Annotated in this window: 12 protein-coding genes; 5 read left to right on the plus strand and 7 right to left on the minus strand. The window is 43.0% G+C overall.

Annotated elements, in window-relative coordinates; genetic code table 11:
• The first annotated feature begins 28 nt into the window (after positions 1–28).
• On the plus strand, positions 29–1,672 hold the full coding sequence (locus NSTC745_RS19620) for an acetolactate synthase large subunit (protein ID WP_445632425.1): 1,644 nt from the start codon (positions 29–31) through the stop codon (positions 1,670–1,672).
• Positions 1,673–1,768: 96 nt separating this feature from the next.
• On the opposite strand, the gene NSTC745_RS19625 is transcribed toward NSTC745_RS19620, so the two are convergent.
• Complete coding sequence (locus NSTC745_RS19625; RefSeq protein ID WP_445632426.1) at positions 1,769–2,005, minus strand: hypothetical protein; 237 nt, start codon at positions 2,003–2,005, stop codon at positions 1,769–1,771.
• A 215-nt stretch (positions 2,006–2,220) separates the two neighbouring features.
• Here NSTC745_RS19625 and NSTC745_RS19630 point away from each other — a divergent pair, with 215 nt between their 5' ends.
• The 3 genes from NSTC745_RS19630 (at position 2,221) to NSTC745_RS19640 (ending at position 6,215) form a co-directional block, all read left to right on the plus strand.
• Positions 2,221–3,309 carry an ATP-binding protein gene (locus tag NSTC745_RS19630; protein ID WP_445632427.1) on the plus strand — a complete coding sequence of 363 codons (1,089 nt, stop codon included), beginning with the start codon at positions 2,221–2,223 and terminating at the stop codon, positions 3,307–3,309.
• 2 nt (positions 3,310–3,311) lie between these two features.
• The gene (locus tag NSTC745_RS19635; RefSeq protein ID WP_445632428.1) at positions 3,312–3,533 is read left to right on the plus strand and encodes a hypothetical protein; all 222 of its coding nucleotides are present in this window, start codon (positions 3,312–3,314) and stop codon (positions 3,531–3,533) included.
• A 243-nt stretch (positions 3,534–3,776) separates the two neighbouring features.
• Positions 3,777–6,215: an AAA family ATPase gene (locus NSTC745_RS19640; protein ID WP_445632429.1), complete on the plus strand. Its 2,439-nt coding sequence runs from the start codon at positions 3,777–3,779 to the stop codon at positions 6,213–6,215.
• A 297-nt stretch (positions 6,216–6,512) separates the two neighbouring features.
• On the opposite strand, the gene NSTC745_RS19645 is transcribed toward NSTC745_RS19640, so the two are convergent.
• Positions 6,513–7,529: a FecCD family ABC transporter permease gene (locus NSTC745_RS19645; RefSeq protein ID WP_445632430.1), complete on the minus strand. Its 1,017-nt coding sequence runs from the start codon at positions 7,527–7,529 to the stop codon at positions 6,513–6,515.
• Positions 7,530–7,734: 205 nt separating this feature from the next.
• A complete protein-coding gene (locus NSTC745_RS19650) occupies positions 7,735–8,586 on the minus strand; it encodes a phytanoyl-CoA dioxygenase family protein (RefSeq protein WP_445632431.1) in 852 nt (283 codons plus the stop codon).
• Between the two features lie 326 nt (positions 8,587–8,912).
• On the opposite strand from NSTC745_RS19650, the gene NSTC745_RS19655 reads away from it, so the two are divergent.
• Positions 8,913–9,851 (plus strand): alpha/beta hydrolase family protein, encoded by a 939-nt coding sequence (locus tag NSTC745_RS19655; RefSeq protein WP_445632432.1) that lies wholly within the window; start codon positions 8,913–8,915, stop codon positions 9,849–9,851.
• A 169-nt stretch (positions 9,852–10,020) separates the two neighbouring features.
• On the opposite strand, the gene NSTC745_RS19660 is transcribed toward NSTC745_RS19655, so the two are convergent.
• From NSTC745_RS19660 to NSTC745_RS19675, 4 genes are all read right to left on the minus strand, one after another.
• On the minus strand, positions 10,021–10,644 hold the full coding sequence (locus tag NSTC745_RS19660) for a 4Fe-4S single cluster domain-containing protein (RefSeq protein WP_445632433.1): 624 nt from the start codon (positions 10,642–10,644) through the stop codon (positions 10,021–10,023).
• 240 nt (positions 10,645–10,884) lie between these two features.
• On the minus strand, positions 10,885–11,052 hold the full coding sequence (locus tag NSTC745_RS19665; RefSeq protein ID WP_445632434.1) for a hypothetical protein: 168 nt from the start codon (positions 11,050–11,052) through the stop codon (positions 10,885–10,887).
• Between the two features lie 108 nt (positions 11,053–11,160).
• Entirely contained in the window at positions 11,161–11,343 is a 183-nt protein-coding gene (locus NSTC745_RS19670; protein ID WP_445632435.1) for a hypothetical protein, read from the minus strand.
• Positions 11,344–12,552 (minus strand): tetratricopeptide repeat protein, encoded by a 1,209-nt coding sequence (locus NSTC745_RS19675; RefSeq protein WP_445632436.1) that lies wholly within the window; start codon positions 12,550–12,552, stop codon positions 11,344–11,346.
• Positions 12,553–12,571 lie beyond the last annotated feature (19 nt).

Genomic DNA, 12,571 nt, shown 5'->3' on the forward strand with positions numbered 1-12,571 from the left:
ATTTATTGTCGCTAGTCAGGAAATAATAATGAATACAGCAGAACTCTTGGTGCAATGCTTAGAAAATGAAGGAGTACAATATATTTTTGGACTTCCAGGTGAAGAAAACCTCCATGTTTTAGAGGCACTAAAACATTCTTCGATTAAATTTATTACGACTCGTCACGAACAAGGTGCAGCGTTCATGGCGGATGTCTACGGACGGCTAACCGGAAAAGCCGGCGTGTGTCTTTCGACTCTCGGCCCTGGGGCCACAAACTTGATGACTGGGGTAGCAGATGCAAACCTCGATGGTGCGCCTTTAGTGGCGATTACCGGTCAAGTAGGAACAGATAGAATGCACATTGAATCCCATCAATATTTAGATTTGGTGGCGATGTTTGCACCTGTTACTAAATGGAATAAGCAAATTGTTAGACCGAGTATTACACCAGAAGTAGTGCGAAAAGCATTCAAGCGATCGCAATCTGAAAAACCTGGTGCAGTTCACATCGATTTACCAGAAAATATTGCTGCCATGCCTGTAGAAGGCAAACCTTTGCGTAAGGATAATATCGAAAAAACCTATGCATCTTTTGCTAGCATTCGGGCAGCAGCCGCCGCAATTTGCCAAGCAGTTAACCCATTAATTTTAGTAGGAAATGGGGCAATTCGCGCTCAAGCTAGCGATGCAGTCACGCAATTTGCCACATTGCTGAATATACCTGTTGCTAATACCTTCATGGGTAAAGGAGTGATTCCCTACACGCATCAATTAGCCTTGTGGTCAGTGGGATTGCAGCAAAGAGACTTTATTACCTGCGGATTTGATAATACAGATTTAGTAATTGCGATCGGCTACGATTTGATAGAATTTTCTCCCAAAAAATGGAATCGTGACGGCAAAATTCCAGTTGTGCATATAGGGTTAAATCCAGCAGAAATTGATAGTAGTTATATTCCTGATGCCGAAGTCGTGGGAGACATTTCAGATTCCCTCTATGAAATCTTAAAATTAGCAGACCGACAAGGAAAACCCGATCCCTTTGCCATTAGTTTACGAGCAAATATTCGCGCTGATTACGAACAGTATGCCTCTGATGATGGATTTCCCATTAAACCGCAAAAGTTAATTTATGACTTACGGCAAGTGATGGGGCCAGATGATATCGTCATCTCTGATGTTGGCGCACATAAAATGTGGATGGCGCGTCATTATCACTGTCATAGCCCCAATACTTGTATTATTTCCAATGGCTTTGCGGCTATGGGTATTGCGATTCCTGGTGCTTTAGCAGCAAAACTCGTTCATCCCAACCGCAAAATTGTTGCTGTCACCGGCGATGGCGGTTTCATGATGAATTGCCAAGAATTAGAAACAGCTTTGCGTGTCGGTACGCCCTTTGTCACCATCATTTTTAATGACGGTGGCTATGGATTAATTGAGTGGAAACAAGAAAATCAATTTGGCAAAGGTAACTCATCTTTTGTGCATTTTGGCAATCCTGATTTTGTCAAATTAGCCGAAAGCATGGGCTTAAAAGGTTACCGAGTTGAATCTACTTTAGATTTAATTCCCACACTCAAAGAAGCCCTCGCTCAAGATGTACCCGCAGTTATAGATTGTCCCGTAGACTATCGGGAAAATCGGCGCTTTACCCAAAAAGCCGGCGAATTGAGCTGTGCGCTGTAAAAAAATATTGTAGAGACGCGATTAATTGCGTCTCCACAAGAGTTAGAAGTTAGTTTTGGTAGGGTGCGTTACGCCTTAAGCTAACGCACCCCTTTACTAATTAATCGTCTTCTGAACGAAACTTCTACTTTCCTGCTTTTGGGCAATATTTTCCACTCCATCGCATTGCCTTTTGTCAATATCTGACTTAATAATGAGTCCATTATTATTGAGGGCTATTTCCACTCGGTATTGACCATTTACCATTTGAATAGCAGCATAAGTTATCGTGGCAAACATCATCACACCACAAAGTGATAAGGTAATTTGTAAAACTCTTAATTCTCGTTTCATGTTTAAAATCTTGAACTCGTTACATTCTCATTACAACTTGGTGCTGATTGAGAACTGAGTTGAGAAATAATCACCGATTAGACGAGTTGTTAGTTGATTATCGGTTAAGTTAAAGATGACTTTATTTTGTCGAATGCTGGAGGCGATCGCTAACTACTGAGACTATTTAGCTAGTATAAAAACCTGATATACTCACAGCAGATTCTCCATAAGGAATGATGGCGCGATCGCTGCGAGTAGCCCCAGAGTATATTGAAAAAGTCAAGTCAGCACCCCAGCGTCATGGCTATCCCAGCCAACAGTCCTTGGCTACTGATGTTGGTTTTTCCCTTTCCACAGTGAAAAATTTTCTCACTGGCAAACCTGTTGACTATCTAAATTTTGTAGAACTGAGCAAGAAGTTGGGTTTTGAGTGGCAAGAAATTGCTTACAAAGAACCTCAGCCAACCAACGGCGAACCATCACCCTTCATCACAGGCGCACCCATCACCCAACCGCGCTACTTTTTTGGACGCGAAAAAGAATTAAAACGCCTCTTCAACTTACTCAAACGCCATCCCCTGCAAAACGCTGTAATTATAGGTAAAAAGCGCAGCGGTAAAACATCCCTGCTGCACTACCTAAAAAATATCACCACTACCCCAGCAGAACAGTTGCGCCCTGAGCAAAAATCTGACTGGCTACCGCATCCAGAAAATTATCAATGGGTATTTGTAGACTTACAAGACGCACGAATGCAAAGGCGAGAAGGTTTACTCAAGTGCATCCTAGAATCACTGAACCTGCAAGTGCCAACACCTTGCGATTTAGATCGTTTTATGGATGTAGTCAGCGATAATTTGCATTCTCCCACAGTAATTTTATTGGATGAAATTGGCGTTGGCTTGCAACGTTGTCCAGAATTAGATGATAGTTTTTGGGAGAGTTTGCGATCTTTGGCGACTAATCACACAGGCGGAAATCTGGCATTTATCTTAGCTACCCCTGATTCACCAATACAACTAGCACATAACACAGGACACAGTTCACCCTTTTTCAATATTTTCGGCTACACCGCATATGTAGGAGCATTGACTCAGACAGAAGCACGAGAATTAATAGCAAGTTCGCCCATTCCCTTCACTGATGAAGATGTAGAGTGGATTTTGACACAAAGTTGCTGCTGGCCACTGTTGTTACAAATTTTGTGTAGAGAAAAATTATTTAACTTAGAAGAAGGGGAGAATAATGATAATTGGCGTGAGGAAGGATTACAACAAATCAAATCATTTACTCATTTATTAAATTCAGAACTAGCGGAGTAACTATGAAAGCACACCGAATAGAAACAACATTAACTGAAGACGGAACTTTGATCATCAAAGACTTACCATTTCAGGCTGGGGAAGCCGTTGAAATTATCATTTTAGAAAGTCACACTCATCCCCAAGAACGGAATTTGTATCCTTTGCGTGGCAAACAACCGTATCGTTATGACGATCCTTTTGAACCTGCTGTGCCTCTGGAAGATTGGGAAGTCTTGCAATGATAAATTTAAATTGTCATTGCGACGAGGAACGACGTTCGCGCAGCGTGTCACAGACAAGCAATCCCAGCCTTTGCGATTTGATTGCAATCGCACCAAAGAAAAGCCTACTAATCCTAGCCTTTGCGATTGATTCATTCCGCTAGCGCTGCATTCGCAATGACAGAGTATGTTCCAAGCAAGCATAACGAACTAAAGCAAAGCGATCGCAATAACTTATGAGTATTAAATAGGAGTGCAGAAACGTTGATTTCACCACAACTACCCTCCAACGCCTACACTAATACACCCCAGCAGCACCCCAACTTAATCCTCGGTAGCCTGCAACTGCTTTTCTGGTTTTTCTTTCGCCCTTCAGCGTGGCGTAACCATCTCAAGCACATTGACCCTATTTTAGACACCAACTCCTCACTGATTATCTTGTTGAGACAAGGGCGATGGCGAAACCTTGCTCTGTGGCGGCTGCTCATCCAGGGATACTTCATCTTGCCTATTCTGGCTAACTTACTGCTGGGCTTGGTGCTGTGGATGTCGAGTGAAAAAATCGCAAATATAGCTTTTCCCGTGGTGTTCGGCGTGGTGTTCGGCGTGGCATTCGACGTGGTATTCGGCATGGGGTTAAGCGTAGCGTTCTGCGTGGGATTAAGCGTAGCGTTCTGCATGGGGTTAAGCGTAGCTTCGCCCTGCGTGGCGTACGACGTGCCGTACGGCGTGGCGTTCAACTTGCCGTACGGCGTGGTGTTCAACGTGCCGTACGGCGTGGGGTCAATAGTGGAGTTCCGAGTGCCATTCAAAGTAGCGTTCGGCGTGGCGTTCTGTATGGCGTTCTGCGTGGCGTTCAAAGTGGCATTCAAAGTGGCGTTCGACATGGCATTCAGCGTGGCATTCGGCGTGGCGTTCGGCATGACGTTCTGTATGGCCTTCTGCATGGCGTTCAAAGTGGCGTTCGACGTGAGGTTAACAGTGGCGTTATGCGTAGCAGGAGGCGTGGGAGTAACTATTAACTCCTGGCGACCTATTCTATTCTTTCCATTTCTCTTTATCTGGAATTATCTCCTCTATAAATTAGACAAAAGGTGTAATGGTAGGAGCTTTTGTTTATTGCGTTATCACTCTGCCTTCTGGGATGAGTGGCAGCATTTATATCTGCCCAGCTTGGATAAGCATCTGCTCTTGGTAATCGAAAATAACCCAGTTGAAGGCAAAGCTGCTTTAGAATATCTCAGTACCAGCCCCCAGCGCTGGGCGGCTCAAGCTGCACAAATTGAACTGGATGCACGGAGTTTACAAGGCTGTGCTGATGTAGAAGCTATCCGTAAAGCTCATCGCAGTCTGGTAATTGACGAACTAAGGAGTGAAATTAGCCCTCTATTACAAATCTTTAGCCGTATCAGTGAGGATGTTGATGCTGCAATCAATCAAGCAAGTGCTTATAACCAGCGCTTACTCCTCAGAGATATTGCAGATAAATTAAATCTACAATTGCAGAATTTTACTCGTAGCAGCGACAAATACACAGTCCGTTTCCGTCCTATTATCAAAAGTTGGCGTGAGATAATCACCAACTATATAGATGAACTGGCTAAAATTACTGAACTGCGCCAAGAGATTGACTCGCCTTACATCATTGGCGTACCCCTCACACGGGAGCAAGAAATTTTCACGGGGCGTGATGACATCGGCTTACGCATTGAGCAACTACTTTTAGACCACCGTCGCCCACCTCTGCTACTCTATGGTCAGCGACGCATGGGTAAAACTTCTCTCCTCAACAACATCGGAAAATTACTACCCAATTCCATCATCCCGTTGTTTGTGGACTTGCAAGGCGCACCTTCATCAGCCAGTGACCATGCAGGTTTTGTTTATAACCTGGCTAGAGATATCCAGAAGTCAGCGAAAAAGCAAGGTGTAACTTTACCATCCCTAGCACGTGAAGTGCTAAAGTCTGACCCCTTCACTTATTTCTATGAATGGCTAGATAAAGTAGAACAGGCTCTAGGACAAAATACTGCTTTACTAGCACTAGATGAATTCGAGGTGCTAGACAACGCCATAGCAAAAGGTCGCTTTGACGAACAGGATGTTTTGGGAATGCTGCGTCACCTCATCCAACATCGTCCCCGCTTCAAGGTGTTACTGGCTGGCTCTCATACTATCGAAGAATATCAGCGTTGGGCTAGTTATCTGATTAATGTCCAAGTTGTGCATATCTCCTACCTCAAAGAAGCGGAAGCACGACAATTAATTGAACGTCCCGTTAAAGATTTTACTCTGCGCTATGAACCCAACGCCGTTGAGCGAGTATTGCAACTTACCCGTTGTCACCCATTCTTAGTACAACTACTCTGCGCGGAAATTATTGTTCTCAAAAACGAGCAAGACCCGTCTATCCGGCGATTAGCAACCTTAGCGGACGTGGGAGCAGCAATACCAGAAGCTTTGCAAAGTGGGAGCTTTTTCTTCGCTGACATTCAAAACAACCAAGTAAACACCACTGGACAAGCTATTCTACGTTTTATCGCTGCTCAAGGGGAAGGGGCTATAGTCAACCGCGAAACTCTATTACAACAGTTTCCTGATGTTGAGATTACACTTAAATTGCTGTTGCAACGTGAGTTAATTGAGGAAGTTGAGGACGGCTATCGCTTCCAGGTGGAGTTAATTCGTTGCTGGTTTGTCTAAATTCAGCAAATTTTAGATTTTAGATTTTGGATTTTGGATCGAAGATTCTTGTATCCAAAGTTTTAAAAGGTTTTATACCAATTCTGTATCAAGATGCGCCAGATATAAGAGATATAAGGAACGTAGACGCGGAGCGGCTTGCCGCAGGCTACCGCAAAGGACACATAGACGCGGAGCGGCTTCCCGCAGGGTAGAACGCAAAGAAAGAAACGAAGAAGAAGTAAAAAAATTTGGCGCAGCTTCACAAAGAAATGGTCAATCTAAAATCTAAAATCCAAAATTGATTCACCATTTGTATCACAATTTATTCAACCCAGCAGAACGACGATAAAGTAACCAGATAAATAGGGGTGAACCCAGCAAGGCGGTAACAGAACCTACTGGTAGTTCTACTGCTCCTAATCTAGAGAGTAAATCTGCAAAGGTCAGTAACCATGCACCTGCAAGGGCGGAAAGTGGCAAAACGAAGCGGTGATCTGTACCAACCAGCAGCCGGACAGCATGAGGAACAACAAGACCAACAAATCCAATTAAGCCGCCGATACTGACTGCACCTGCGGCTAATAGTGTGGCGACACCACCAATTAAAAGGCGCGATCGCGTTAATGAAATTCCCAACCCCACAGCCAAATCATCGCCCAAAGCTAACACGTTCACCGATCGCGCCAGCAAGCACCCCGCTACTAATGCAACGATGATGTAACCACTAGGAATAGAAATTTCTTGCCAACCCCTTCCATTCAGGCTACCTACTAACCAACTCAGCGCGATTTGAATTTGACCGTCTTCAGCTAAAAGCAGCAAGGTGCTTTGCACGGCACCAAATAAAGAACTCACCGCCACCCCGCCTAAAATTAGCCGCTCAACTGAAATTCCCGACCCCGCACGACCTAGTAAAATTACGATCGCTGAAGTCAAAATTGCACCTATCCAAGCAGCTAGAGGAATGGCGATTGGTAATATTTGCCAGGCGAGCATCAAGATTACAATTAATCCTGCACCCGCAGAAATGCCGAGAATAAAAGGATCGGCAAGACTATTACGTAACATTCCTTGCAACAAAGCTCCCGACATACCCAAAGCAGCACCCACGATGAGAGCCGCACAAATGCGCGGAAGACGCAAATCCCAGAGAATTGTCTGTTTAATCGGATCGCCTTCCCGAAGAAGGGCTTGCCAAAACTCAGACATACTCAAAGTTACCGCTCCTTGGGAAAGCGACAGCGCTAGCGTTACCACCAGCCCCACACCAAAGAGCAAAACAGCCCAAACTACGCGGTATTCACTGAAAATTGTCTGAAATAGTCTTTTCATTAATTCAGAGGGAGTAGGGAGTAGGGAGTGGGGAGTAGGGGAGGCAGGGGGAGCATGGAGAGGTGGGGAGGCAGAGGGGAAAAGGTTAAAGCGAAAAGGAAATAAATTTAATCTTTCCCCTTTTCCCCGGTTGGTGAGCTTGTCGAACCATACCCCTTTCCCTTTGCCCATGTTCAATGCCCAATGCCCAATGCCCTAATCCCTTTTAACCATAGGCACCACTGGGAAGAAATCCTAACAGTTGCTTTAATCTTGGGTCTGCTTGTTCGTAGCAGTGGCTGGGCATTTGATAATTCATAAAGGGTGCGTATTTGTGTCCAACCAGTCTCTTGGCGTAAGTAATCTGCGTAATGTAACGAGTGATAGAGGAAGAGTTTCTAGAGCCTCTATGCCAGACCTGATTGTTAAAACAAACGGCAGAACCCATTGCTCCCAAACAACTGTAAATTCGGTCTTCATATCCTGAAATATCACCGTCGCATAACTTACCAAACAGATGAGATCCTGGAATCACTTGAGTCGGGCCATTTTCTTCTGATAATACATCCGTTAGGTAGTAATTTACTGTGAATGCAAGAACATTCAAGCGAATGTTAGTCAAGGGTTTTCCATCCAGCGAAATTACATGAGGTGTGTCGTCTTGATGCCATGCATTTTTAGCTAATCCGTCAGTTTCTGGAGGAATCTTAAATGAGTTGTTATGGATAACATGAATTATATTAGCATTAGGAATACCATCATCTATTGAATAACCTGTTCCATTTGCGCCACCAATTAAATGTTCTGCAAAAGTCACAATTGGCTCTAAAGCAAAAAGATTTAAGTTCTCCTGTGAATGCTCGAACATTCGCTTCATTATTTTCTTAGATTTGTGGTAACCTTTACCTTCGGTCTTCTTGAGAGTTTCATCTAAATCGTTTCTCAGAAGTTCGCATTGCTCTGGTGTCAACACATTGTGAATTACTAAAAAGCCATTAGTATGAAAATACTCAATCCATTCATTTAGTTGCTCTGTAGCTATTTGTTTACCAGCTAGATATTGAGAATTTTTATCCATTGATTTATTTTGATATTAATACACAAGATAAGCTTGGTTTTTGAACCTGCTACTTCCAGTCGGAAGGTAAACTTTCAAAATTCGATATTCTCAAATTCTTAAGTTTTATGAAGAAAAGTTCAGTATGGTTTTGAGTTCGACTGTTTAATGAATATTTGTTGAAAACCTCGTTCTCTCATGGCTCAAACGATCCTTTAAGTATAGCTGTACTTAGTAAATACTATTTTATAATGCCTAGAAATATAAAGGGCGATCGCTAGCTACTTGACTACCTTCAAAATTTACTGCTTAAATCCTATTGACTAGTCATAATTGGAGGCAAATGAATGGTTTCGGATGGTGGAATAACCACAGATGCAGCTACTTTTAGCCCTAACCCTCTATTTGGATTAGTCAACAGCTATAAAACGACTATTCCCACTAATGGAGATTCGGCAGATATTTACTATCCGCTCATTCCAAGTTCAAATATTAATCAAATCAAAACTCCCATTGCTTTATTCTTACCTGGGTCGCGTGTTGATATATCACAATATTCTCAATTTGCTAATATCGTAGCGAGTTACGGATTTACAGTAATTGTTCCCGAACATATTCGTTCTTTATCAGATTTTGGATTCACTGGGTTGCTACCAGAAACATCACAAATTTCTCATGTTCTAGACTTTATGGTGGTAGAAAACTCGAATCCCAATTCACCAATTGCTGGTACTCTTGATTTGGATAAACTAGTATTACTAGGACACTCTTTCGGTGGCGCAGTTGGTTTGACTGCGATTGATAATTCTTGTATTTACCCAGTTTGTGAAGGTGAATTTCAACGCCCTCAACAATTAAAAGGAGCAGCTTTCTTTGCTACTAATACATTTGTAGGTATCGGAAAATTTATACCAATTAGAAATCAAGGGATTCCAATAGCTTTAATCTTAGGAAGTCAAGATGGCTCATCAGTAACTCCACAAACAACACAAACAAGTTATGACTTAATTCAAGAATCTCCAAAAGCATTAATTAACATAGAGGGTGCTAATCATTATGGCATCACAAATATTAACAATCCTCCTGCCGCTAGACCAGACCCAAATATCCCAACTTTGACACAGGAGAAATCAATTGAAACCATCGCTCGTTGGAGTGCGCTTTTCTTGCTTGCTTATATACTTGGCGATCGCGGTGCTTTGAATTATATCAACAATACAGGCGATCGCTTGGATGAAAATGTCACTGTCATCATTGAAGACAACGCGGGGACACGGGGAAAATGACAATTGAAGGAGGCAGGAGGCAGTCCAGATGAAGCAAGTTTCACCGCCAATCATGAAAGTAGTCTTTTCCCCACTCCCTACTTTCAACTCAGAAGTTAGGGGTCAGTTTTCCTCCTGCCTCCTGCCCCCTAACTCCTGCCTTCATTGATAACCAATGCCCCATACACAATTAAATCAATTCCAGTCCACCTCGATAGCCGGTAACAATGCGGCTACCATCCTTGAGAATGTGAACTTCGATTTGGTCGCTAGCCCAGGTAATCTTGTCAGATAAAGCAGGGTTAAATATATGAATTCTCTGGTTACTAGAAGAAACTGGAGAATTAGGAGAATTAATTGCCAAAGATTGCACGAAAGGCCCGTCAATTAAAATATCAAGTTGTTCTAACAATTCTTGGGAACCTGGCGGTGCAGATTCAGACTGTAGCTGCTTGAGGGTGAACCCAGTAAAAGACATTACATTCAACCCAGCAGCTTTTACCTTACGAGCTAAAGATGCTAGCGTAGGTGCTTGCCAAAACGGTTCTCCACCAGAGAACGTTACACCAGTGTTGCTAGGATTACTGAGGATGTTCTCTGCAATAGTATCAACGGCAACAATTTGGTTAGCCTCAAAAGACCAGGAGTCAGGATTAAAGCAGCCAGGACATTCACGCGGACAACCTTGCACCCAAATAACTGCACGACAACCAGGGCCATTGACTTCTGAGGAATCGACATAACCCATGATGTTGAGATACCCAGAGGGAATTTCTGTGAGTGCCAGTGATGGGTCAGTTGGCTTAGTTTCCATCTCTTTAACTCCTTTTAAAGCCTTGCCTGTTAACTATATAACTATAGCGAAATATTGTAATACTCCACCTTAGTAAGGAACTCAGGCTTTTTTGTCGGCGTTTGTACTCGATCGCTACTTAAAACGGGTATTTTTGATGGCGAATTTTGCTCGCAATACCAATTTTAAGAATGATTGTCAGACATGGAATACTTAGAGCAATTACTAGCTACTTTGTAACAATAAATTGAAAGTAATAAATTAACTCGCGTGTTCCCAATCACTCAGTAATTCATGCTGCTGTACTATTTTCTTCGACTTACGAAATGGTACTTTTGGAGTGCCAATATTCATCCCAGGAAAAGACTGTTTTTTAGTCTTGGTGGGTTTGGTTTCTTGTATCGTTGAACTGATTTGTGTGGTTTTCATTGCTAATTAGATGTTTAATTAAAACTTCAGCACTAATCTATAACATCAATTTCCAAATGGCAAATTTCTAAAGAGAGAAAAAATATTGAGTATGGGGCATTGAAAGTATCAAATGTTGAGTGTTGACTGGGGAGATGAGGGAGACAAGGGAGACAAGGGAGATGCGGAGATAGAAAAGTGTGGGGAAAAATGACGAGATGGAGGAGTGTGGGGAGTGTGGGGGGCAAGATTTCTTCCCCATCCTCCCACACTTCCCACACCTCCCACACCTCTCAATGCCCCATGCCCCATTTACATAACTCCCATCTCTTGCAACCCCTGGCTTAGTCTTTTGGCTTCTTGGGGGTTATGCTTTTCATGAAGGGCGATCGCTTTTTTGAATGCTGCTACACTTTCTTGATGATTGCCGACTTTTAGCAGTACTACACCTAAATTTTGATAGGCCTCGGCGTAGTTGGGATTTAAGGCGATCGCATTTTTATAACAAGCGATGGCATCTGTAAATAAACCCAAAGCTTTAAATGTCATCGCCAGATTATAATGTCCGGCAACAAAATTCGGATCGATGTTCAAAGCTGCTATGTAAGCAGTTTTCGCACCGTTGAAATCTCCTGCGGCTTTGAGTAAGTTTCCCAGGTTGTTGTACCCTCCTAGTTTGAGCATAGGATAAATTGGCAATTTAATTGCTGTTTGATAATGAGAAATAGCCTGTGGGAAATTTTTTAGGCGACTGTAGGCAATGCCTAAATGATAGTGAAGTTCGTACAAAATATCGTAGTTTTCTTCGCCAGCTGCGTGACTTTCATTTATGCGCTGTAATCCTCGTCTGAGTAACTCCATTCCTTGGGTAATTTTCCCTGTTTCCACATACAACGCCCCTAATTTACTGCAAACATAGGGATCGTCAGGATGAGTGGCGAAAAATCCTTCCATTGCTGCTGCGGCTTTGGCATATTTATTATTTTGAGCGATCGCACTTTTTTGATATCCTGTGTGGAGAATTGCTACTCCTGGTAAATAACCCACCTGCCAGTGTGGTTCTTTGGTTAAAATTGCCGACACGCTATCATCAACTAAGGCATGGTAAGGACGGTCAAAGTGAATATCTGGATGATTGCGGAATAATCTTGAAACCAGAGAATAAGGAGATTGTTCTGCACCAATCTCCTGACGGACAAGGTTGAGTAACAGGTATTCGTCCCTAGCAATGGCGTCTTGCAATAGCGGTACAATTCCTGGCGTGAGAGTTTCATCAGCATCTAACACCAAAACCCAATCACCAGTCACATATTTTAAAGCTGCATTGCGGGCGGCACTGAAATCATCACACCATTTAAAATGATGGACTTTCGCCCCGAACTCTTGGGCAACATAAGGAGTGCGATCGATTGAGCCTGTATCCAACACTACCATTTCATCTACCACTTTGTTGACACTGCTGAGACATTTGGGCAGTGTTGCTGCTTCGTTTTTCACAATCATGCACAGACTCAAACTCATACGCTAATCTTCGTTTAAT

The organism is Nostoc sp. DSM 114161, assembly GCF_052692665.1.

What these genes read in the sequence shown, in the direction of transcription:
- NSTC745_RS19620 (WP_445632425.1), top strand. Translation starts at nt 29, where the DNA reads ATGAATACAGCAGAACTCTTGGTGCAATGCTTAGAAAATGAAGGAGTA.
- NSTC745_RS19625 (WP_445632426.1), bottom strand. Translation starts at nt 2,005, where the DNA reads ATGAAACGAGAATTAAGAGTTTTACAAATTACCTTATCACTTTGTGGT.
- NSTC745_RS19630 (WP_445632427.1), top strand. Translation starts at nt 2,221, where the DNA reads ATGATGGCGCGATCGCTGCGAGTAGCCCCAGAGTATATTGAAAAAGTC.
- NSTC745_RS19635 (WP_445632428.1), top strand. Translation starts at nt 3,312, where the DNA reads ATGAAAGCACACCGAATAGAAACAACATTAACTGAAGACGGAACTTTG.
- NSTC745_RS19645 (WP_445632430.1), bottom strand. Translation starts at nt 7,529, where the DNA reads ATGAAAAGACTATTTCAGACAATTTTCAGTGAATACCGCGTAGTTTGG.
- NSTC745_RS19650 (WP_445632431.1), bottom strand. Translation starts at nt 8,586, where the DNA reads ATGGATAAAAATTCTCAATATCTAGCTGGTAAACAAATAGCTACAGAG.
- NSTC745_RS19655 (WP_445632432.1), top strand. Translation starts at nt 8,913, where the DNA reads ATGGTTTCGGATGGTGGAATAACCACAGATGCAGCTACTTTTAGCCCT.
- NSTC745_RS19660 (WP_445632433.1), bottom strand. Translation starts at nt 10,644, where the DNA reads ATGGAAACTAAGCCAACTGACCCATCACTGGCACTCACAGAAATTCCC.
- NSTC745_RS19665 (WP_445632434.1), bottom strand. Translation starts at nt 11,052, where the DNA reads ATGAAAACCACACAAATCAGTTCAACGATACAAGAAACCAAACCCACC.
- NSTC745_RS19670 (WP_445632435.1), bottom strand. Translation starts at nt 11,343, where the DNA reads ATGGGGCATGGGGCATTGAGAGGTGTGGGAGGTGTGGGAAGTGTGGGA.
- NSTC745_RS19675 (WP_445632436.1), bottom strand. Translation starts at nt 12,552, where the DNA reads ATGAGTTTGAGTCTGTGCATGATTGTGAAAAACGAAGCAGCAACACTG.